The sequence below is a fragment of the Telluria sp. ZB4P37 genome (assembly GCF_059685855.1).
The window spans coordinates 143,564-164,163 of sequence record NZ_JCASID010000008.1 but is presented as its reverse complement, the minus strand read 5'-3'; the positions used below and the strand labels follow the sequence as shown (position 1 = coordinate 164,163).

The following is a 20,600-nucleotide window of genomic DNA, read 5'->3' as shown; positions in this document are numbered from 1 at the left end:
GCGCGGGCGGCGAAGCCGCCCACCCTACGGAATCGCGCTTATTTGAGGCCCGAGATATAGTCCGATACCGCCTTCATTTCTTCCGGCGACATGCGCTGCGCCAGCGTGGTCATCTGCACGCTGTTCTTGCGGGTGCCGTTCTTGAATGCGTCGAGCTGGGCATAGGTGTAGTCCTGGTGCTGTCCCGACAGGCGCGGGTACTGGGCCGGGATGCCGCCGGCGGTGGCGCCGTGGCAGCTGGCGCAGGCAGCGACGCCCTTCTCGGCGATGCCGCCGCGGTAGATCTTGCGACCCAGTTCCACGGTTTCCTTGTTCTTGGCGGCGCCCGGCTTGGCCTTCTGCACGGCGAGGTAAGCTGCGATATGGCGCTTTTCTTCGTCGGTCAGCATCTTGGCATAGGTCGTCATGACCGGCTGCTGGCGTTGCGGGGTGGTGAAGTCGACCAGCTGCTTGTAGGTATAGGCTTCGATCTGGTTCGACAGCTTCGGGTTGGCGACGATCGTCGAGTTGCCGGCGGCGCCATGGCAGGACATGCAGGCCGGCAGGCCGCGTGCGGCATCGCCCGAATCATAGAGGGTACCGCCCTTGGCCGGATCGGCCTTGTTGGCGACGTGGGGCACATCGGCGGCGGAAGCACTGCCGCACACGGCCAGGGTTGCAACCAACAAGTACTTCAAAAGCGGAAACGTCAAACGATTCATTCAAGCACCCTGAAAAAGTCAAAAGCAGATTTTGGAATTTACAGTGAAACAGTGCAGCAGTCTTGCCGATACCCCCCGGCGGAGCAGGGATTAACCCCTTATTGTACAATAGCTTTGTTTCCTCATCGCCATTCAGTTGTCACTTAAACCTTTCCCCACGCATAAATCGCATGTCCAAACTATGGCAAGCCCGGTTCTTCACGACCGTTAATCAGCTGCGCGATCTGCCCGACACCCAGGTGCCGGAGATTGCCTTCGCCGGGCGCTCGAACGCGGGCAAATCCACGGCGATCAATATTCTCACCAATCAAAAGGGCCTGGCCTTCGCGTCGAAGACGCCGGGCCGCACCCAGCACATCAATTATTTCTCGATCGGCGGCGCCCATGTGGGCCAGCACCGCAAGGACCCGACCATTGTCGACGAGATCCGCGCCCTGCTGGTCGACCTTCCCGGCTATGGCTATGCGGAAGTGTCGGGCACGGCCAAGCTGCACTGGCAGAAGCTGCTGGGCGACTACGTCCAGCGCCGCGAGCAATTGGCCGCGCTGGTGCTGATCATGGATTCGCGCCGTCCGTTCACCGATCTCGACACGCAGATGCTCGAATGGTTCGCCCCGACCGGCAAGCCGATCCACTGCATCCTGACCAAGGCCGACAAGCTCAACCAGAACGAAAAGGCGAACATCCTGCGCCAGTCGCGCCAGATCCTCGACAGCTATGTCGATGAAGAAGGCCAGGGCTTCCCGTTCACGGTGCAACTGTTCTCGGCGCTCAAGCGCATCGGCATCGAAGAAGCCGACGCCAAGATCCAGGAACTGATCGGGCTCGACCGCGACGAGGAAGTCGCAGACGAGGGCGAGGACGAAGCCCAGGACGGCGCCGCCCCGTCGACGGACGAAGATTCGGATTCGGAATAATTGTAGAGCGACAGCTAAATCGACCATGACCATCATCATCCCCGCCACCTACCCTGCAGCCCGCATGCGCCGCATGCGCCGTGACCCGTTCTCGCGCGCCTTGATGCGCGAAAACGTCGTCACGGCTTCGGACCTGATCTATCCGGTGTTCATGCTCGAGGGCGAGAACCAGCGCCAGCAAGTGGCATCGATGCCGGGTGTCGAGCGGGTCTCGGTCGACCTGCTGCTGAAAGTGGCGGAGGAATGCGTGGCGCTGGGGATCCCGGTGATGGCCCTGTTCCCGGTGGTGGATGCCTCGCTCAAGACCTATGACGGCATCGAGGCGACCAATCCGGACGGCCTGGTGCCGCGCGCCGTACGCGAGCTCAAGCGCCGCTTCCCGGAACTCGGCCTCATGACCGACGTTGCGCTGGACCCGTACACGACCCACGGCCAGGACGGCCTGCCGGACGAGAACGGCTACATCGTCAACGAAAAGACCATCGAGATGCTGATCCGCCAGTCGCTGGCCCAGGCCGAAGCCGGCGTGGACATGGTGGCGCCGTCGGACATGATGGACGGCAGGATCGGAGCAATTCGCGGCGCCCTGGAGGAGAACGGCCACATCCATACCCGCATCATGGCCTATTCGGCCAAGTATGCATCAAGCTTTTACGGGCCCTTCCGCGATGCAGTCGGTTCGGCCGCCAACCTGGGCAAGGCCGACAAGAACACCTACCAGATGGACCCGGCCAACAGCGACGAAGCCCTGCGCGAAGTGGCGCTCGACCTCGCCGAAGGCGCCGACATGGTCATGGTCAAGCCCGGCATGCCCTACCTGGACGTGGTGCGCCGCGTGAAGGACGAGTTCAAGGTGCCGACCTTTGCCTACCAGGTCAGCGGCGAGTACGCGATGATCAAGGCAGCCGCGCAGAACGGCTGGCTGGACCACGACAAGGTCATGATGGAATCAATGATGGCGTTCAAGCGCGCCGGTGCGGATGGGGTGCTGACCTATTTTGCGCTGGAGATTGCGCGGTTGTTGAAGGCAAGGGCTTGACAGGCTTGCTTGTACAGTGAAAAACGGTGCCGATGGCACCGTTACTTTTTGCGCTAGCGGTTTGCGTGCAATTTCGTTGAACAGCGCCGACTATCGCCACTGCTCCGGCGGCTTATATTCAGGGAACATCTCCTTGAACAAGAACGTCATCAGCTGATCCGTATCCTGCGGCCGCGCGCTCAGCTTGACGATGCGCCCGAGGCGGTGCGAATCCCACTCGAAGTCGCCGGTCTTTTCCTTGCGGATCAACTCGATCATCTTCCGGACCACGGCGATCTCGATATCCGGGTCGCTCCCCTGCTCCACCGTCACCTGCGTCAGCCAGCGGCGCTTGAAGTTGGGGTTCCAGCCGCGGAACTTCAGGTCCATGCTGTGGAAGGTCTTGTTCGTGACGGAGAACACGCCGCCGCTCTCGTTGCGGTCTTCGCGGCCGCGGCCGTTGATGGCGGCGATGTTGGCCAGCGCATTGCGCGTGCCGCGCGCGGCTTCGCTTTCCTCGGCCGGCTGGTCGCTGCCGGTCGGGGCGCCGCGCTGGCGCCGGCGCGCTTCCATGAAGGCCTGCATGTCCACCGGCTGCTCGGCATCGAACTTCGGTTGTGGCTTGGGCTGCTCGACGGGTTCCTCGGGCGGCGTGGTGATGGTGTCGGGCAGGCGCGCGATCTCGATGCGCTCCTGGCGCGGCTTCGGCGCCGGCTTGACCTTCGGCACGACTTTCGGCGCCTGCTCGCGCGGCGCCGGCTTGGCCGGCTGTTTCAGCGGGGCAACATACACTACCTCGCCCTCGTTGCCGGACGCCGGCTTGGCCTGCCTCTCGTCCTGCTCGGGCTGGAACAGCCACACCGCCACCAGCAGCAGGTGCAGCAGGATCGCGGCGGCCAGCGCCGGGCGGTTCGGACCCTGGCGGCCGTACGTGAGCACGGTGCGCCCGGGCAGCGCCTGGCCGCAGTGGGCGCACACGTCGCTGTGCTCTTCGTAGATGTGGGAATGGTCACGCAAGGTCGAACGGTTTCCTGGGACGGCGTCTGTAAAAGGCGAATGAGAGCGGCACGAGAGGCGCAGTCTAACCGTTTTGCGGCGCTCGCGCACCCCAAGGGTCCCGTAGTGCTGAACAGCTTAACCCGGCCCGGGGTTGACGGATGTTACAAGATGTTTCAGGAAGACCTGAACCGGCAGGGGGAGCTGCCCTGCCGGTCGTTTTTAAGTTTCCCCTCAGTGTGCAGCGTCGTGCGCCGCTTCCAGCTTGGTCAATTGCCTGTCCGTCATCGGGCCGGTGCCGCTGTACTTGTCGAGGTAGAGGTAGATCACCGGGGTGATGTACAGCGTGATGACCTGCGAGAAGATCAGGCCGCCCACCACCGCCAGGCCCAGCGGCTGGCGCAGCTCGGCGCCGGCGCCGATGCCCAATGCGATCGGCAGCGCGCCCATCATCGCCGCCAGCGTGGTCATGAGAATCGGGCGGAAGCGCAGGATGCAGGCTTCGCGGATCGCCTCATGCGGCTTGAGCCCCCCGTTGCGCTGGGCGTCGAGCGCGAAGTCGATCATCATGATCGCGTTCTTCTTCACGATACCGATCAGCATCAGGATGCCGATCATCGCGATCAGGGTCAGGTCCATGTCGAAGATCCACAGCGTCAGCAGCGCCCCCACCGCCGCCGACGGCAGGCCGGCCAGGATGGTCAGCGGGTGGATGTAGCTCTCGTAGAGCACGCCCAGCAGCACGTAGATCACGCCGATCGCGGCGATGATCAGGATCAGCTGGCTCGACTGGGTGTCCTTGAACACCGCCGCATCGCCGCCGTAGTTGGTGATCACCGAGGCCGGCAGTTTCATGTCGCGGCCCATCTGTTCGATGGCGGCCGTGGCGGCGCCCAACGGCACCTCGGGCGCCAGGTTGAAGGACAAGGTGATCGCCTGCAGCTGGCCCTGGTGATTGACCGCCAGCGGGCCGACCGTGCGGCGCACGTTGGTAAAGCTCGACAGCTTGACCAGCTCGCCGTTCTTGGAGCGCACCGAGACCCGCGACAGGGCTTCGTCGTAGTAGCGGTCGGCGGCGGCCGCTTCCAGGATCACGTAATAGCTCGCCGCGGTCGAGTAGATGGTCGAGACCTGGCGCTCGCCGAACGAGGCGTACAGCACGGTGCGCACGTCGGCCATCTCGACGCCCAGCAGCGCGGCCTTGTCGCGGTCGATGTCAATGGTGGCCTGCAGCGCCTTGTTCTGCGAATCGCTGGTGACGTCGCGGAAGCGCTGGTCGCTGCGCATGCGCTCCAGGAACTGCTCCGCCCAGCCGCCCACCTCGCCGCCCGACACGCTCTGCAGCGTGTACTGGTAACGGCTCTTGGACTGGCGCCCGCCCAGCTGCAGGTTCTGCACCGGCGACAGGAACACCTGCACGCCGGCAACCTGGCGCGTGGCCTTGCGCAGCTCTTCGACAACGAGCGGCATCGCCGGGCGCCCGCTGCGGGGTTTCAGCACCAGGAACATGCGGCCGGTGTTGCCGCCGCCGCTGAACGACGTCACGTCCTGCACGTGGGGATTGGCGCGCACGATGTCCACTACCTTGGCCTGCAGGTTCATCAGGGCCAGCGACGAGGTGTCTTCGGCCGCTTCGACCGTGACGCGGATCTGGCCGATGTCTTCTTCAGGGAAGAAGCCCTTTGGCATGGTCATGTACAGCACCACGGTGAGCACCAGGGTGCCGGCGGCCAGCATCAGCACGATGAACCGATGGCGCAGCGCGATGTCGAGGGTACGGCCGTAGCCGTCGCGCACGTTGGTGAACATCGCCTCGAAGCGGCGGCCGATCCAGGACATGTCCTTCGGGTCGACGTGGCCGCCGTGCTTGATCAGGCGTGAGCACAGCATCGGCACCAGGGTCAGCGACACGATGGCCGAGACCAGCACCGCCAGGCCGACGATCACGGCGAACTCGCGGAACAGCAGGCCGATTACGCCCGGCATGAAGAAGATCGGGATGAACACCGCCACCAGCGAGATCGAGATCGAGATAATGGTGAAGCCCATCTCGCGCGAGCCGATGAGGGCGGCCTGCATCGGCTTCTTGCCCATCTCCATGTGGCGTACGATGTTCTCCAGCACCACGATCGCATCGTCGACCACCAGGCCGACGGCCAGCGTGATGCCGAGCAGGGAGATGTTGTCCAGGCTGTAGCCGAAGGCATACAGCAGCGACAGCGCGCCCAGCAGCGAAATCGGCACGGTAATGGCCGGGATGAAGGTGGCGGTCAGGCGGTGCAGGAACAGGAAGATCACCAGGATCACCAGGATCACGGTGCCCGCGAGGGTCAGGTTGACATCGTGGATCGCTTCGCGGATCGACACCGAACGGTCGTTGACGAGGTGGATCTTGATCGACTGCGGCAGCTGGGTCTCGAAGCGCGGCATCAGGTTGCGCACTGCGTCGACCACCTGCACGGTATTGGCATTGGGCTGGCGCTGGACCATCAGCACGATCGAGCGCTCGCCATTGAGGCTGCCGGTGGCCTTGACCGACTGGTAGCTGTCCTGGACTTCGGCGATGTCGCGCAGGCGTACCGGCAAGCCGTCGCGGGTGGCGACGATCAGGCCGGCGAAGTCGGCGGCGCGCATGAGCTGGCCGCCGCCCTGGATGGTCAGGCTCTGGCTCGGGCCGTCCAGGATGCCGAGCGGGGTGATCGAATTGGCCGAGCGCAGGACCGTGGCCAGCTCGGACATCGAGATATTGCGCGCGTTCATGAGGTCGTGCTTGGCACGGACCCGCACGGCAAAGCGCTTGCCGCCGTTGACCGTCACCTGGGCCACGCCCGGCAGGGTCGAGATGGCCGGGGACACCAGGTTTTCCGCGTAGTCGTTCAGCTCGGACAAGTCCATCGACGGCGAGGTCATGTGCATGAACAGCACCGGGGCGTCGGCCGGATTGATCTTGCGGTAGGACGGCAGGTCGGTCATTTCCTGCGGCAGCTGGCGCTGGGCCTGCAGCAGCGCGGCCTGGACGTCCACGGCGGCCTGGTTGACGTCGATCGATTCATCGAACTCGAGCGTCAGCGAGGTGTTGCCCTGGGTGCTGGTGGAGGTGATGAGCTTGATGCCGGCGATGGTCGCGAACTGCTTTTCCAGCGGCAGCGCGACCGAGGAGGCCATCGTTTCGGGGCTGCCACCGGCCAGGTTGGCGTTGACGTTGATGACCGGTGTGTTATAGCTCGGCAGCGCCGCGACCGGAATGTGCATGTAGGCCAGCACGCCGACCAGGATCAGGGCCAGCGACAGCAGCACCACCATCACCGGACGGCGGATACACAGTTCGGAAAGGTTCATGCCTTGTCACCCTTCTTTTGGCCCGGTGCCGCGCCGGCGGTCGCGGCCGGTAGACCGGACTGGCCAGGCTTGGCGCCAGGCGCACCGGCCGGACGGACCTTGCCGCCCGGACGCAGGTTCTGCTTGCCTTCGGTGATGACCTTCTCGGTGCCGGTCAGGCCGGTCACGGCAGCATACTCGCCAAAACCGTGCAGGCGCGCCACCTTGACCTGATTCGCGACGTTGCCCTCGCCCACCACATACACGAAGGTGCCGGCAGTGCCGGTGATGATCGCATTTTGCGGAATCACGACCGCATCGCGGATGGTCTGGACCGTCACGCGGGTGGTGACGTACTGGCCCGGCCACAGGCTGCTGGCGCTGTTCGGGAACTGGGCCTTCACGCGGATGGTGCCGGCGGCAGGGTCGACCGCGTTGTCCACGAAGCGCAGCTCGCCCGTGACGGGTTTGGCATCCTGGCCCGTGCTGGCCTGCACCTCGACCTTGCCGGCGCGCTGTGCCGACAGCACCGCGCCGAGCGCAGACTCGGGCAGGTTGAAAGACACGTCGATCGGGTCGAGCTGGGTGACGCTGGTGAGCGAGGTGGTCGGCTGTACCAGCGCGCCCGGGTGGATGTCGATGGCGCCGACGCGGCCCGACATCGGCGCGCGGATGGTGGTGTAGCTGGCGCTGACCTGGCTGGCGCGCACGGCGGCAGCATTGCTCTGCATCGCGGCGCGGGCGGCTTCGACCTGGCTCTTGAGCGAATCGACGGCGCTCCTGGCGATGAAGTTCTGGGCGGCCAGGTCCTGGCTGCGCTTGTACTGGCGCTCGAGGTCGGCCAGGGTCGCGCGGTTCTGCGCCACCTGCGCTTCGGCGCGGGCGACGTTGGCGCGGTCGGCGCGGTCGTCCAGCGAGAACATCACCTGCCCTTCCTTGACGAACTGGCCTTCGCGGATGTGCACTTGGCGGATGGTGGCGGTGGTCTGCGGATGCAGGTCGACCGTGCGCATCGGCGTGACGGTGCCGTTCGCGGACAGCTCGACGCCGACGTCCTGGCGCTGCGGCGACACGGTGTTGACGGTGGTCGGCGGCTGCCCACCCTTGCCGCCCGGCCCCTTGCCATTGTCGGCCTGGGCGCTATCGCCCTTGTTCATGGTCCAGGCGCCGGCCACGGCCAGGGCCACGACCGTGGCGATGATGCCGATATTTTTCTTGTTCATGTTCGTCCCTTTGCCGCCAGTGCCTGCGGCTCTTTCATGATGTGGTCCGGTGCGCGGGCAGCAGCGCAGGAGCGCGGCGCTGCATTCTCGCACACCCGTATTTCAGGATGACCGTTCCGTCATCCGTTTGCGTGTCGCATTCGGGTCACTTGTTCGGGTAGTACTCCGGCAGCACCAGTGTGACTTCCAGGCCGCCTTCCGGGTGGTTGGCCAGCGCGATGCTGCCGCCGTGCTGCTCGGCGATGTTGCGGGCGATCGTCAGGCCCAGGCCGGTGCCGCCCGACTCGCGCGAACGCGAGGTCTCGACGCGGTAGAACGGGTCGAACACGCGGCCCATCTCGGCGGCCGGGATGCCCGGGCCGCTGTCGCGGATGCGCACGCGCGCCGCGCCGTTCATGCGCTCGACGCAGACGCGCACGTCGCGGCCGTACTTCACCGCGTTGTCGATCAGGTTGCCCAGGCAGCGGCGCAGGTCCATCGGGCGGCCCAGCATGGCGATGCCGGCACTGCCGATCAGTTCGACCTGCTGGCCGGCGTCGACGGCGTCGGCGCATACTGCTTCCAGCAGCGAGTCCAGGTCGAGCATGTGCATGTTCTCGGTGGTGTCCATGCTGCGCGCCAGCACCAAACCTTCGCGCACCATGTCCTGCATCGCCGACAGGTCGCCGATCAGGCGTTTCTGCAGTTCCGCGTCCGGCACCTTTTCCAGGCGCAGGCGCATGCGGGTCAGCGGCGTCTGCAGGTCATGCGTGATCGCCGCCAGCATCTGGGTGCGCTGGAAGATGTACTGGCGGATCCGCGCCTGCATCGCATTGAAGGCGGCGCTGGCCTGGCGGATTTCGCTCGCGCCGGTCAGTGCCAGCGGTGCGCGGTTGATGTCCTGCCCCAGGTCTTGCGCGGCGCGCGCCAGCACCTTCAGCGGGCGCGTGGTCATGCGCGCCACGACATAGGCGAGCGCGCCGATGCTGACCAGGAACAGGCTGATCACGGTGCGGTAATCAGTTTCGGGGCCGGTAAAGGCCGAGCGCGGCGGCAGCACCGACAGGCGCAGTTCTTCGCCGTCGCGCAGGCGCACGCTGAGCGCCTCGCAGGCGCCCTTCCACTGGGTCCGGATCAGGCCATACAGCACGGTCTGCAGGTGCGGCATGTCACAGGAGGCCGGGCGCACGCCGGTCGAGGTGATGCGGTAGCCGTCGCCCAGGCGCGCCGCCAGCGAGCGCGCGAACCAGGTCGGCGGCTCGGTCAGCGGCTGGGGGGCGGCCACTTCCAGGCGCAAGCCGGGGCGGTTGGCCACCGACAGGTAGACCGAGCGCGCCGAGGTCGGCACGATCTCGGTGGCCATCACGAGCTGCTCGGCGCGTTCCAGCAGGTGCTGGTCGCGCTGCTGCTCGATCACGCGCTGGCGTTCGAGGTCTGCCACCAGCTGGGTGAGCGTGGCGGACATCAGGATGCCGAGGAGCAAGGTGACGAACACGCGCCCGGTCATCGAACCGAAGAATGCTTTCACGCCGGCGGCTCCACGGTCACCTGGCCGGCCAGCACATAGCCGCCGTTGCGCACGGTCTTGATGATCTGCGGCATGCGCGCGTCTTCGCCCAGCTTCTGGCGCAGGCGGCTGATCTGGATGTCGATCGAGCGGTCGAAGGGGTCGGCGTCGCGGCCCTGGGTGAGGTTGAGCAGCTGGTCGCGGTTGAGCACGCGGTTCGGGTGCTCCAGGAACACGCGCAGCAGGCGGAACTCGGCGCCCGAGAGCATGATCACCACGCCCTGCGGGTTGAGCAGGTGGCGCGCGGTCAGGTCCAGCGTCCAGCCCGAAAAGCGCATCTGCTGCACGTTCTCGGACGGCGCATTCGACGGCATCGCATGCGAGCGGCGCAGCACGCTGCGGATGCGCGCCAGCAGCTCGCGCGGTTCGAAGGGCTTGGGCAGGTAATCGTCGGCGCCCATCTCGAGGCCGAGGATGCGGTCCAGCGGCTCGTTGCGGGCCGTGAGCATGATGACCGGCAGGCTGGAAGTGGCGCGCAGCTTGCGGCACAGGGTCAGCCCGTCGTCGCCCGGCATGTTCAGGTCGAGCACGATCAGGTCGGGGCGCGCCTCGTCGAGCGACTTCCACATGCCGGTGCCGTCGGCGGCAGCCAGGGTGCGATAGCCGTTCGACTCGAGGTAGTCGGCCAGCAGGGTGCGGATGTCGCGGTCGTCGTCGACGATCAAGATCGTTGAGGGATTATCCATAACCTCAATTATCCGCATTCAAGACAAGCTTGGACAGCCGTTTTGTATCGGCTTGTATATGCCGATAGCGCCGAAACATATTGATACAAACAACCGGACAGGGGAAATCCCAGCGTTACACTTGCAGCCCATGATGGGAACCGTGCAGCGAGCAGTCCGGATGCTGGATGCACACCTACCAGACTCTCACACAAGGAATAAACATGAAGACCATCGGCAAAAACATCGTGATCGTGCTAGCCGCACTCGGCATCGCCGGCGCGTCGATCGGCGTGCAGGCGCAGACCCAGGCGCCGCAGGACGGCCGTCACGGCCACGCCATGACCAAGGAAGAGCGCCAGGCCAAGCGTGCCGAGATGCGCAACCTGACCCCGGAACAGCGCCAGGCCAGGATGGCCGAGTTCAAGGCCAAGCGTCTCGAGCACCGCGCGGCCCGCCAGGCCAAGCTGCAGGAAGCGCTGAAGCTGACCCCGGCCCAGCAGCCGGTGTGGCAGGCTTTTGTCGCCAGCATGACGCCACCGCAACAGGGCGAACGTGCGGAGCAGCGCTTGAGCCGAGAGCAGCGCGCCGCCCTTACCGCGCCGCAACGCCTCGAACGCCGCATTGCCATGCAGAAGCAGCGCGTCGCCCGCATGGAAGCGCGCCTGTCGGCACTGAACAGCCTGTACGCCGCGCTCACGCCGGAACAGCGCAAGGTGTTTGATGAGCAGAAGCAGGGGCGCCATGGCGGGCGTCATCATGGCGGCCATGGCATGATGCGCGGCTAAGCTAAGCCATCGATGTGAAAAGACGCCCTCGTGACGTCTTTTTTTGCGCTGGTCCCGCGTGACGGGCGGCTGCTATTGCGGTGTACCGCGTGGCTTGCCCACGCGTTCAACTCACGGCAGCTTGGCCAAGGAAGCCAGAAACTTCGTTGAATCCTGATACCCGATCACCCGACTATCCGGAATCTCCTTGCCCGACTGGTCGAACAAGATGATCCCCGGCGGCCCGAACAAACTAAACCGCTTGAGCATCGCCTTGTCATCCGCATCGTTCGCGGTCACGTCCACCTGCAGCAGCACCGTATTGGCCAGCTTGGCCTGCACCGCCGGATCGACAAAGGTCAGCTTCTCCATCTCCTTGCAGGACACGCACCAGTCCGCGTAGAAGTCGAGCATGGCGGTCTTGCCGCCGGTATTGGCCAGCGCCTCCTCCAGCTGCGCCACGGTCTTGACGCGCTTGAATACCAGCTCCTGGTGCGCGCCGCCTTTCAAGTGCGCCAGCGGAGCCAGCGCATCGCGCCCGCCGCTCGCCACGCCCAGCAGCTGCATCGCGCCCAGCACGGCGAACGCCGTACCGCCCGCCATCGACGCCCAATGACGATGCTTGCGCAGCAGGTAGAAGCCGTAACCGAGCAGGAGCAGCGCCCAGCCCAGCATCTGCAGCACGGGCGGCAGCACCGGCGACACCAGCCACAGGGCCATCGCCAGCATCAGCACGCCGAACAGGCGCTTGACCGACTCCATCCACGCCCCCGCACGCGGCAGCAGCGAGCCGGCCGAGACGCCCACCAGCAGCAGCGGGATGCTCATCCCGACCGCCATCGCGAACAGGGCCGCGCCGCCGACCAGCACGTCGCGCGTCTGGCTGATGTAGACCAGGGCGCCAGCCAGCGGGGCCGCCACGCAGGGTCCGACGATCAGGGCCGAGATCGCGCCCATCGCGAACACCCCGGCCAGTTTGCCGCCCGAATGGCGGCCGGAGGCGGAAGCGAGCCGGCTTTGCAGCGCCGTCGGCAGCTGCAACTCGTAAAAACCGAACATCGACAGCGACATCGCGACGATCAGGAGGGCGAACGCGCCAAGTACCCATGGGTTCTGCAGCGCCGCCGCCAGACCCTCGCCGATCAACCCCGCTGCGATGCCCAGCGCCGTGTAGACGATGGCCATGCCGAGCGAATACGTTACCGACAGGATGAAGCCGCGCGAGCGAGCCACGTCCTTGCCCTCCCCCACGATGATCGAGGACAGGATCGGCACCATCGGCAGCACGCAGGGCGTGAAGGCCAGGCCGAGGCCAAGCAGGATGAATGCTGGCACGATCGCCAGCAGGCTGCCACCGCCCAGCACGGCGGCGATGGTCGACATGTCCGATGGCGCTTGCGGGGCCGCTGCCTGCACCTGCCGCGTGGGCGGCGCTGCTGCAGGTGCAACGACCGGCGTTGCGGGCGCGGTCTCCATCGCAGCTTGCGACGACGAGGGTGAGTTCGATACCGGTGGCGCATTCGCGCCGATCGGCAGTGCCGGTTGAGCGGGCGTGCCGCCCGCGGCCGCCAGCTGGGCCGCATGTTCCTGCGGCGGATAGCACAGCCCGGCGTCGGCGCAGCCCTGACTGGTCGCGGTCAAGGTGAACGGACCGTTGCCCTCGACCGGGATGCGGATGACCAGGGCGCTCTTGTAGGTTTCGACATCTTTCTGGAAGGTCTCGTCGTACTTCACCTTCCCCGGCGGGATCTCGGGCGTGCCGAGCGTGGCGCCGGTCGCGCGGAAGGCGAAGCGCTCGCGGTACATGTAATAGCCGTCGGCGATCTGGTAGCGCACCTCGACCGTCCTGGCATCCAGCATGCGGGCGTCAAAACGGAAGGCGATGGCAGGATCGAGGAAGTCATCGGCGGCGCGCACGCCGCCTGCAGTGAGCATCAACAATGCGGTGAACAGCAGCAGGCAGGCTTGCAGCAGGCTGCGCGGGGTGATACGAGGCGATCGGGGCATGGTGTCGGATGAGTTGTTACAGCGCACCGGCATGGTACACCGGGCAGGCAATCGTTGCGCGGCAAAGGCCAGGCGCAGGGACGAAAAAAAACCAGGCCCGAGGCCTGGTTCTCTTTGTCGTCGCGAAAAGCGATTACTCAGCGGTTGGAGCGTCTTCCATCGAGGTTTCGTCCGGACGGTCCATCAGTTCGACATACGCCATTGGCGCGTTGTCGCCCACGCGGAAACCCATTTTCAGGATGCGCAGGTAGCCGCCGTTACGGTTGGCGTAACGTGGGCCCAGTTCAGCGAACAGCTTCAGGACCATTTCGCGGTCGCGCAGGCGAGCGAAGGCCAGGCGCTTGTTTGCCAGGGTGTCGGTCTTGCCCAGGGTCAGGATCGGCTCGATAACGCGGCGCAGTTCCTTAGCTTTTGGCACGGTGGTTTTGATGGCTTCATGACGCAGCAGGGAAACGGTCATGTTGCGCAGCATTGCCAGGCGGTGGGACGAAGTACGGTTCAGCTTGCGAAGGCCGTGACGGTGACGCATGGTAAATCCTTTCGAGTGTTTTCAATGCCAGTTCTTCGATCGTTCATGCTGAAGCATGTCCGCGGACCGGTTCTTAAGGGTTAAAACTGCCCGGACAGACATTGTCCAGGCAGGTGCAGCAATTACTTTTCCAGACCTGCAGGTGGCCAGTTTTCCAGCTTCATGCCCAGGGTCAGGCCGCGGGAAGCCAGGACTTCCTTGATTTCGTTGAGCGACTTGCGGCCCAGGTTTGGCGTCTTGAGCAGTTCGTTTTCCGAACGCTGGATCAGGTCGCCGATGTAGTAGATGTTCTCTGCCTTCAGGCAGTTTGCCGAACGAACCGTCAGCTCCAGGTCATCGACCGGACGCAGCAGGATCGGATCGACCAGCGGAGCGCGCGATGGCGCTTCGGCGGCGGCTTCGGTGCCTTCCAGGGCAGCGAACACGTTCAGCTGGTCCACCAGGACGCGTGCCGACTGGCGGATCGCTTCTTCCGGGGTGATGACGCCGTTGGTCTCGATGTTGATGATCAGCTTGTCCAGGTCGGTACGCTGTTCGACACGTGCCGATTCCACTGCGTACGAGACGCGGCGCACTGGCGAGAACGAAGCGTCCAGGATGATGCGGCCGATGGTCTTGTTGGTGTCTTCCGACAGGCGGCGGACGTTGCCCGGCACGTAGCCGCGGCCTTTTTCGACCTTGATCTGCATGTCCAGCTTGCCACCAGCGGTCAGGTGAGCGATCACGTGATCCGGGTTGATCAGTTCCACGTCATGCGGCAGGTCGATGTCCGAAGCCAGGACGGCGCCTTCGCCTTCCTTCTTCAGGGTCAGCGTCACGGAGTCACGGTTGTGGACCTTGAAGACGACACCCTTCAGGTTCAGCAGCAGGTCGACGACGTCTTCCTGCACACCGTCCAGCGACGAGTACTCGTGCACGACACCGGCGATCGTCACTTCGGTCGGCGCGTAGCCGGTCATCGACGACAGCAGCACGCGGCGCAGCGCGTTGCCCAGGGTGTGGCCATAACCACGCTCGAACGGCTCCATCACGACTTTCGCGTGGCCGGCGCCGAGTGCTTCGACGTCGATGATACGTGGCTTCAACAGACTGTTTTGCATGAAATGTCCTTTTCAATACCCTCGGTTCGTTACACCGATAAGGCTGATGGCATTAATAAATAAAGCGCCTGCTCGACGAGCAGGCGGTGAGACGAATGTGGTGAACGACGGGGATGGTGAGAGCTTCGTCCTGTTGCGGCGCCGACCCGAGGTCGCTGCAGCCACACACCACCACGTCCTTCCCGTGCAGGCGGGAACCCAATTTTTGCGACTGAGCCACCAAAATTGGATCCCCGCCTTTGCGGGGACGTCCGTCCAAGAACCGACCGAGGTCGGTTCTGGCGCGGTCGATTAACGCGAGTACAGTTCGACGATCAGCGCTTCGTTGACGTCAGCAGCGATTTCGTTACGTTCTGGGAACGAACGGAAGGTGCCTTCCATCTTCTTGCTGTCGACCGAAACCCAGCTCGGCATGCCGACCTGCTCAGCCAGCGACAGGGCTTCAGCGATACGAACCTGCTTCTTGGCCTTTTCACGCACAGCGATCACGTCGCCGGTCTTGACCTGGTACGAAGCGATGTTCACGACATTGCCGTTCACGGTGAAGGCCTTGTGGCTCACCAGCTGGCGCGCTTCAGCGCGGGTCGAGCCGAAGCCCATGCGGTAAGCGACGTTGTCGAGACGCGATTCCAGCAGCTTCAGCAGCGTTTCGCCGGTGTTGCCTTTTTTGCGCGATGCGTCGGCGAAGTAGCGGCGGAACTGGCGTTCCAGGATGCCGTACATGCGCTTGACCTTCTGCTTTTCACGCAGCTGGTTGCCGTAGTCCGAGGTGCGGGCACCCGACTTGACGCCGTGCTGGCCTGGCTTGATGTCCAGTTTGCACTTCGAGTCGAGCGAGCGGCGTGCGCTCTTGAGGAACAGGTCAGTGCCTTCACGGCGCGACAGTTTTGCTTTTGGTCCGATATAACGTGCCACGTTAGAGTCCTTTTATGAATTAATCACGCCCCAGCGATGCTTTCGCATCCAGGCGCTAGTCCGACCCACTGGGTGAGCGGACGTGGCTTAATAACACCCGCCGACAAGATGCGGCAGGCGACAAGAGCCGGGCAGTATAACCCATTTCTGGGCTCTGCACCGGCTGATCTCGTAATACATAACGGGGCACAAGGCCCCGTATGATGGCTTTTCGCCACAGTCAGCGGCCCGAAGACCACTCACTGCAAGCGCGCAATATCAATTAGATACGACGACGCTTCGGAGGACGGCAGCCGTTGTGTGGAACTGGAGTAACGTCCTGGATCTCGGTGATCTTGATACCCAGGTTGTTCAGTGCACGCACAGCCGATTCACGGCCTGGGCCTGGGCCCTTGATGCGCACTTCCAGGTTCTTCACGCCCGATTCCTGAGCGACCTTGCCAGCAGCTTCGGCAGCGACCTGAGCTGCGAACGGGGTCGATTTGCGCGAACCCTTGAAGCCGGCGCCGCCGGAAGTTGCCCACGACAGGGCGTTGCCCTGGCGGTCGGTGATCGTGATGATCGTGTTGTTGAAAGAAGCGTGCACGTGGGCGATGCCCTCGGCGACGTTCTTCTTGACTTTCTTGCGCACGCGGGCTGCTGCTGCACTGCTCTGTTGCTTGGCCATAGTCGGTTCCTAGATTATTTCTTGAGCGATTGAGCGGCCTTGCGCGGACCCTTGCGGGTGCGAGCATTGGTGCGGGTACGCTGACCGCGCACTGGCAGACCCTTACGGTGACGCATGCCGCGGTAGCAGCCCAGATCCATCAGACGCTTGATGTTCATGGACAGTTCGCGGCGCAGATCGCCTTCCACGACAAACTTCGCGACTTCGTCACGCAGCTTCTCGAGTTCGTTATCGTCGAGGTCCTTGACCTTCTTGTTGGTCGCGATACCAGTCGCGTCGCAGATCTTCTGCGAGCGTGGGCGGCCAACACCGTAGATCGCCGTCAGGCCGATAACAGTGTGCTGATGATTTGGGATGTTAACCCCTGCAATACGTGCCATTCGTTATTCCTCTTAACCTTGACGCTGCTTGTGACGCGGCTCGACGCAGATCACACGGACCACGCCCTTGCGCTTGATGATCTTGCAGTTGCGGCAGATCCGCTTGACTGAAGCGTTAACTTTCATTTTGCACTCTCTTCGGTTCGTTTACTTAATGATTTTTACTTGGTGCGGAACACAATGCGGGCCCGGGACAGGTCGTACGGGGTCAACTCCACCGTCACCTTGTCGCCCGGGAGAATACGGATGTAATTCATCCGCATTTTACCCGAGATATGCCCCAGAACCACGTGCCCATTTTCCAGCTTCACGCGAAATGTTGCGTTCGGGAGATTCTCGAGAATCTCCCCTTGCATTTGGATGACGTCGTCTTTTGCCATACGCTCTATGCCTTCCCGCTTAACGCGACGGAATACCGCCCTTGAAGTTCGCCTTCCGCAACAATGATTCGTACTGTTGCGACATGACGTAATTCTGTACTTGTGCCATGAAGTCCATCGTCACCACCACAACAATCAGGAGGGACGTGCCACCGAAGTAGAAAGGAACTTTCCACTGCGAGGTCATGAATTCCGGCACCAAACACACCAGGGTGATGTAAACCGCACCGGCCAGGGTCAGGCGCATCAGGATCTTGTCGATGTAGCGTGCGGTCTGATCACCAGGACGAATGCCTGGGACAAACGCGCCGCTCTTCTTCAAGTTGTCCGCCGTTTCCTTGCTGTTAAATACCAGCGCCGTATAGAAGAAGCAGAAAAACACAATCGCCACCGCATACAGCAACGCGTGGATCGGCTCGCCTGGACCCATCGACGCAGCGAGGTCTTTCAGGAACCCGATGAACGGGCTCGTGGAATCCTTGCCACGCGTGAACCAGTCGACGATCGTCGCCGGGAACAGGATGATCGAGGAAGCGAAGATCGGTGGGATCACGCCGGCCATGTTCAGCTTCAAGGGCAGGTGGCTGGTTTGGCCACCGTAGATCTTGTTGCCGACCTGACGTTTTGCGTAATTCACCAGGATCTTGCGCTGCCCGCGTTCCACGAACACGACGGCATACGTTACCGCTGCCACCAGGACCACGATGATGATCGCGGAGAAGCTGCTGATCGAACCGTTGGACACGAGAGTGAACAAGCCACCCAGGGCCGAAGGCAGACCTGCTGCGATACCGGCAAAAATGATGATCGAAATACCGTTGCCAAGACCACGTTCGGTGATCTGCTCGCCCAGCCACATGAGGAACATGGTGCCGGTCAGCAGAGTCGTCACCGTGACGAAGCGGAAGCCCATGCCCGGATCGAGCACGAGGCCAGGCTGCGACTCGAGCGCGACCGCGATGCCGAACGCCTGGAACAGAGCCAGTGCCACCGTGAAGTAACGGGTGTACTGGGTGATCTTGCGGCGGCCGGATTCGCCCTCTTTCTTCAGCGCCTCGAGTTGCGGCGAAACGATCGATGCGAGCTGCATGATGATCGAAGCCGAAATGTAAGGCATGATGCCGAGGGCGAACACGGTAAAGCGGGACAAGGCGCCGCCCGAGAACATGTTGAACATGCCCAGGATGCCGCCTTCATTCTGCTTGAACAGTGCCGCCAGCTGCACCGGGTCAATCCCGGGGACCGGGATGTGAGCACCGATGCGGTACACGACCAACGCGCCAAGCAAAAACCACAGCCGGCCCCAGGGGAATCCGGAAGCAGCGCTTTTACCAAGTTGTGAATTAGTCGCCAATTTTTGCTCCGATCAGGCAGGGCCGCAATTAAGCGACCGAACCGCCAGCTGCTTCGATCGCCGCTTTCGCGCCGGCCGAGACCTTCAGGCCCTTGAGGTTCACCGCCTTGGTGACCTCGCCCGACAGGATGACACGCACGTCGCGCGCCAGCACTGGCAGGATGCCTGCTTGCTTGAGCACCATGATGTCGACATCGCCGACAGCCAGGTTGTTCAGGTCCGACAGGCGCACTTCCGCCTTGAACGTCGCGTTCAGCGACTTGAAGCCACGCTTCGGCAGACGACGCTGCAGAGGCATCTGACCGCCTTCGAAGCCGACTTTGTGGAAGCCGCCCGAACGCGATTTCTGACCCTTGTGACCACGGCCGGCAGTCTTGCCCAGGCCGGAGCCGATACCGCGACCGACGCGGCGCTTGTAGTGCTTGGCGCCGTCAGCTGGTTGAATGGTATTGAGTTCCATTGATTTCTCCGTACGTAAGCCCGAAGGCTTACGAGACTACTTTAACGAGGTACGCGACTTTGTTGATCATGCCACGCACGGATGGGGTGTCCTGCAGCTCGGAGACCGAGTTGACACGACGCAGACCCAGGCCGCGCACGGTGGCACGGTGATCCTGACGGGTACCGATCAGGCCCTTGACGAGCTGAACTTTGACAGTGTTTGCCATTTTCTTCCCCTTAACCCAGGATGTCTTCAACCGACTTGCCGCGCTTGGCGGCGATGTCGGAAGCAGTGCTCATTTTCGACAGGCCGTCGAGCGTGGCGCGAACCAGGTTGTACGGGTTCGACGAACCGGTCGACTTGGCGACCACGTCGGTCACGCCCATCACCTCGAAGATAGCGCGCATTGCGCCACCAGCGATGACGCCGGTACCAGGCTTGGCTGGCGACATCATGACGCGCGAGGCGCCGTGACGACCGGTGACGGTGTGGTGCAGCGTACCGTTCTTGAGGGGCACCTTGATCAGGTTGCGGCGGGCTTCTTCCATCGCTTTTTGCACGCCGACTGGAACTTCCTTCGACTTGCCTTTGCCCATGCCGATGCGGCCATCGCCGTCACCGACAACGGTCAGCGCTGCAAAACCCATGATACGACCACCCTTGACCACTTTGGTCACGCGGTTGATCGCGATCATTTTCTCGCGCATGCCATCATCCGGCTTGTCGCTTGCCATTTTCGCTTGCATTTTTGCCATGACGATTCTTCCTTAGAACTTCAGACCGGCTTCACGCGCGGCTTCCGCCAGCGCCTTCACACGGCCGTGGTAACGGAAACCCGAGCGGTCGAACGCTACTTCGGTGATTCCTGCTTTCAGTGCTTTTTCAGCGACGCGCTTGCCGACGATGGCAGCAGCGGCAGCGTTACCGCCGACGCCGGTCTTGCCAGCCAGTTCAGCGCGCACTTCAGCTTCCAGCGTCGAAGCCGACACCAGCACCTTTGCGTCCGGGCTGGTCAGGTTCGCATAGATGTGCAGGTTGGTGCGGTGAACCGACAAACGGTTCACGCCCAGCTGGGCAATCTTGATGCGGGTTTGACGTCCGCGACGCAGACGTGATTCTTTTTTGTCCATGTCAGCTCCGATTATTTCTTCTTGGTTTCTTTAAGCTTCACCACTTCGTCCGAATAACGGACACCCTTGCCTTTGTAAGGCTCAGGCGAGCGGTAAGCACGCACTTCGGCAGCCACCTGGCCGACCTTTTGACGATCGATACCCTTGATCAGGATCTCGGTCGGGGTCGGGGTGGTTGCAGTGACGCCTTCCGGCATCGCGTGCAGCACCGGGTGCGAGAAGCCCAGGGACAGGTTCAGGGCGTTGCCCTGCACTGCCGCCTTGTAGCCCACGCCCACCAGGTTCAGCTTGCGCTCGAAACCCTTGGTGACGCCGGTAACCATGTTGTTGACCAGGGCGCGCAGGGTACCCGACATGGCGTTCGATTCACGGGAATCGTCCACCACGGCGAAAGTCAGCGTGCCGTCTTTGTTTTCTACTTTGACCTGGCCGGTCAGGGCCTGGGTCAGGGTGCCCAGCGGGCCCTTGACGGTGATCGACGACGCGTTGATCGCGACATCGGTACCGGCCGGGACGGCGATTGGCATCTTAGCTACTCGAGACAT

General features: G+C 63.3%; 23 protein-coding genes. 3 read left to right on the top strand and 20 right to left on the bottom strand.

All coding sequences use genetic code 11. The features are described from left to right. Positions 1-38: 38 nt before the first annotated feature. Entirely contained in the window at positions 39-701 is a 663-nt protein-coding gene (locus AC56K1_RS14645) for a c-type cytochrome (RefSeq protein WP_497158535.1), read from the bottom strand. A 170-nt stretch (positions 702-871) separates the two neighbouring features. Between AC56K1_RS14645 and yihA the strand changes: the two genes are divergently transcribed. Continuing rightward, the gene (gene yihA / locus AC56K1_RS14640) at positions 872-1,618 is read left to right on the top strand and encodes a ribosome biogenesis GTP-binding protein YihA/YsxC (protein WP_497158534.1); all 747 of its coding nucleotides are present in this window, start codon (positions 872-874) and stop codon (positions 1,616-1,618) included. A gap of 25 nt (positions 1,619-1,643) precedes the next feature. Beyond that, positions 1,644-2,657, top strand: coding sequence for a porphobilinogen synthase (gene hemB / locus AC56K1_RS14635; protein WP_497158533.1), 1,014 nt, complete (start codon positions 1,644-1,646; stop codon positions 2,655-2,657). Positions 2,658-2,747: 90 nt separating this feature from the next. On the opposite strand, the gene AC56K1_RS14630 is transcribed toward hemB, so the two are convergent. From AC56K1_RS14630 to AC56K1_RS14610, 5 genes are all read right to left on the bottom strand, one after another. Next, entirely contained in the window at positions 2,748-3,653 is a 906-nt protein-coding gene (locus AC56K1_RS14630; protein WP_497158532.1) for a hypothetical protein, read from the bottom strand. A 213-nt stretch (positions 3,654-3,866) separates the two neighbouring features. After that, complete coding sequence (locus tag AC56K1_RS14625; protein WP_497158531.1) at positions 3,867-6,971, bottom strand: efflux RND transporter permease subunit; 3,105 nt, start codon at positions 6,969-6,971, stop codon at positions 3,867-3,869. Further along, positions 6,968-8,173: an efflux RND transporter periplasmic adaptor subunit gene (locus AC56K1_RS14620; protein ID WP_497158530.1), complete on the bottom strand. Its 1,206-nt coding sequence runs from the start codon at positions 8,171-8,173 to the stop codon at positions 6,968-6,970. The genes AC56K1_RS14625 and AC56K1_RS14620 overlap by 4 nt, the downstream gene beginning before the upstream one ends. Before the next feature lie 145 nt (positions 8,174-8,318). Continuing rightward, complete coding sequence (locus AC56K1_RS14615) at positions 8,319-9,680, bottom strand: ATP-binding protein (RefSeq protein WP_497158529.1); 1,362 nt, start codon at positions 9,678-9,680, stop codon at positions 8,319-8,321. After that, positions 9,677-10,405: a response regulator gene (locus tag AC56K1_RS14610; protein ID WP_497131563.1), complete on the bottom strand. Its 729-nt coding sequence runs from the start codon at positions 10,403-10,405 to the stop codon at positions 9,677-9,679. The genes AC56K1_RS14615 and AC56K1_RS14610 overlap by 4 nt, the downstream gene beginning before the upstream one ends. Positions 10,406-10,608: 203 nt before the next feature. Between AC56K1_RS14610 and AC56K1_RS14605 the strand changes: the two genes are divergently transcribed. Continuing rightward, on the top strand, positions 10,609-11,172 hold the full coding sequence (locus AC56K1_RS14605; RefSeq protein WP_497158528.1) for a Spy/CpxP family protein refolding chaperone: 564 nt from the start codon (positions 10,609-10,611) through the stop codon (positions 11,170-11,172). Between the two features lie 111 nt (positions 11,173-11,283). Here the strand turns inward: AC56K1_RS14605 and dsbD are convergent, their stop codons facing one another. The 14 genes from dsbD to rplF all read right to left on the bottom strand — a co-directional run bounded on the left by dsbD (position 11,284) and on the right by rplF (position 20,600). After that, entirely contained in the window at positions 11,284-13,158 is a 1,875-nt protein-coding gene (dsbD, locus tag AC56K1_RS14600; protein ID WP_497158527.1) for a protein-disulfide reductase DsbD, read from the bottom strand. A 133-nt stretch (positions 13,159-13,291) separates the two neighbouring features. Next, on the bottom strand, positions 13,292-13,687 hold the full coding sequence (rplQ, locus tag AC56K1_RS14595; RefSeq protein WP_497158526.1) for a 50S ribosomal protein L17: 396 nt from the start codon (positions 13,685-13,687) through the stop codon (positions 13,292-13,294). 122 nt (positions 13,688-13,809) lie between these two features. Further along, on the bottom strand, positions 13,810-14,787 hold the full coding sequence (locus AC56K1_RS14590; RefSeq protein WP_171085163.1) for a DNA-directed RNA polymerase subunit alpha: 978 nt from the start codon (positions 14,785-14,787) through the stop codon (positions 13,810-13,812). Between the two features lie 291 nt (positions 14,788-15,078). After that, positions 15,079-15,702 (bottom strand): 30S ribosomal protein S4, encoded by a 624-nt coding sequence (gene rpsD / locus AC56K1_RS14585; RefSeq protein ID WP_497158525.1) that lies wholly within the window; start codon positions 15,700-15,702, stop codon positions 15,079-15,081. 262 nt (positions 15,703-15,964) lie between these two features. Beyond that, complete coding sequence (gene rpsK, locus AC56K1_RS14580; RefSeq protein WP_005663404.1) at positions 15,965-16,369, bottom strand: 30S ribosomal protein S11; 405 nt, start codon at positions 16,367-16,369, stop codon at positions 15,965-15,967. Between the two features lie 14 nt (positions 16,370-16,383). Continuing rightward, positions 16,384-16,749, bottom strand: a complete 366-nt coding sequence (gene rpsM, locus AC56K1_RS14575) for a 30S ribosomal protein S13 (RefSeq protein WP_056337616.1) — start codon at positions 16,747-16,749, stop codon at positions 16,384-16,386. A gap of 12 nt (positions 16,750-16,761) precedes the next feature. Continuing rightward, positions 16,762-16,875, bottom strand: coding sequence for a 50S ribosomal protein L36 (gene rpmJ, locus AC56K1_RS14570; protein ID WP_005663407.1), 114 nt, complete (start codon positions 16,873-16,875; stop codon positions 16,762-16,764). Positions 16,876-16,910: 35 nt separating this feature from the next. Next, entirely contained in the window at positions 16,911-17,129 is a 219-nt protein-coding gene (gene infA, locus AC56K1_RS14565) for a translation initiation factor IF-1 (protein WP_005663428.1), read from the bottom strand. A 19-nt stretch (positions 17,130-17,148) separates the two neighbouring features. Further along, a complete protein-coding gene (gene secY, locus AC56K1_RS14560; protein ID WP_497158524.1) occupies positions 17,149-18,483 on the bottom strand; it encodes a preprotein translocase subunit SecY in 1,335 nt (444 codons plus the stop codon). Positions 18,484-18,511: 28 nt separating this feature from the next. Beyond that, the gene (gene rplO / locus AC56K1_RS14555) at positions 18,512-18,943 is read right to left on the bottom strand and encodes a 50S ribosomal protein L15 (protein ID WP_171085167.1); all 432 of its coding nucleotides are present in this window, start codon (positions 18,941-18,943) and stop codon (positions 18,512-18,514) included. Positions 18,944-18,971: 28 nt separating this feature from the next. Then, positions 18,972-19,151, bottom strand: a complete 180-nt coding sequence (gene rpmD / locus AC56K1_RS14550; RefSeq protein WP_020655693.1) for a 50S ribosomal protein L30 — start codon at positions 19,149-19,151, stop codon at positions 18,972-18,974. A gap of 10 nt (positions 19,152-19,161) precedes the next feature. Then, positions 19,162-19,680 (bottom strand): 30S ribosomal protein S5, encoded by a 519-nt coding sequence (gene rpsE / locus AC56K1_RS14545; RefSeq protein WP_036208946.1) that lies wholly within the window; start codon positions 19,678-19,680, stop codon positions 19,162-19,164. A 12-nt stretch (positions 19,681-19,692) separates the two neighbouring features. Further along, positions 19,693-20,055 carry a 50S ribosomal protein L18 gene (gene rplR, locus AC56K1_RS14540; RefSeq protein WP_171085170.1) on the bottom strand — a complete coding sequence of 121 codons (363 nt, stop codon included), beginning with the start codon at positions 20,053-20,055 and terminating at the stop codon, positions 19,693-19,695. Positions 20,056-20,066: 11 nt separating this feature from the next. Further along, entirely contained in the window at positions 20,067-20,600 is a 534-nt protein-coding gene (gene rplF, locus AC56K1_RS14535) for a 50S ribosomal protein L6 (protein WP_497158523.1), read from the bottom strand.

Coding starts and splice junctions, on each gene's coding strand:
- AC56K1_RS14645 (WP_497158535.1), bottom strand. CDS start 701: ATGAATCGTTTGACGTTTCCGCTTTTGAAGTACTTGTTGGTTGCAACC.
- yihA (WP_497158534.1), top strand. CDS start 872: ATGTCCAAACTATGGCAAGCCCGGTTCTTCACGACCGTTAATCAGCTG.
- hemB (WP_497158533.1), top strand. CDS start 1,644: ATGACCATCATCATCCCCGCCACCTACCCTGCAGCCCGCATGCGCCGC.
- AC56K1_RS14625 (WP_497158531.1), bottom strand. CDS start 6,971: ATGAACCTTTCCGAACTGTGTATCCGCCGTCCGGTGATGGTGGTGCTG.
- AC56K1_RS14620 (WP_497158530.1), bottom strand. CDS start 8,173: ATGAACAAGAAAAATATCGGCATCATCGCCACGGTCGTGGCCCTGGCC.
- AC56K1_RS14610 (WP_497131563.1), bottom strand. CDS start 10,405: ATGGATAATCCCTCAACGATCTTGATCGTCGACGACGACCGCGACATC.
- AC56K1_RS14605 (WP_497158528.1), top strand. CDS start 10,609: ATGAAGACCATCGGCAAAAACATCGTGATCGTGCTAGCCGCACTCGGC.
- dsbD (WP_497158527.1), bottom strand. CDS start 13,158: ATGCCCCGATCGCCTCGTATCACCCCGCGCAGCCTGCTGCAAGCCTGC.
- rplQ (WP_497158526.1), bottom strand. CDS start 13,687: ATGCGTCACCGTCACGGCCTTCGCAAGCTGAACCGTACTTCGTCCCAC.
- AC56K1_RS14590 (WP_171085163.1), bottom strand. CDS start 14,787: ATGCAAAACAGTCTGTTGAAGCCACGTATCATCGACGTCGAAGCACTC.
- rpsK (WP_005663404.1), bottom strand. CDS start 16,369: ATGGCCAAGCAACAGAGCAGTGCAGCAGCAGCCCGCGTGCGCAAGAAA.
- rpsM (WP_056337616.1), bottom strand. CDS start 16,749: ATGGCACGTATTGCAGGGGTTAACATCCCAAATCATCAGCACACTGTT.
- rpmJ (WP_005663407.1), bottom strand. CDS start 16,875: ATGAAAGTTAACGCTTCAGTCAAGCGGATCTGCCGCAACTGCAAGATC.
- infA (WP_005663428.1), bottom strand. CDS start 17,129: ATGGCAAAAGACGACGTCATCCAAATGCAAGGGGAGATTCTCGAGAAT.
- rplO (WP_171085167.1), bottom strand. CDS start 18,943: ATGGAACTCAATACCATTCAACCAGCTGACGGCGCCAAGCACTACAAG.
- rpmD (WP_020655693.1), bottom strand. CDS start 19,151: ATGGCAAACACTGTCAAAGTTCAGCTCGTCAAGGGCCTGATCGGTACC.
- rpsE (WP_036208946.1), bottom strand. CDS start 19,680: ATGGCAAAAATGCAAGCGAAAATGGCAAGCGACAAGCCGGATGATGGC.
- rplR (WP_171085170.1), bottom strand. CDS start 20,055: ATGGACAAAAAAGAATCACGTCTGCGTCGCGGACGTCAAACCCGCATC.
- rplF (WP_497158523.1), bottom strand. CDS start 20,600: ATGTCTCGAGTAGCTAAGATGCCAATCGCCGTCCCGGCCGGTACCGAT.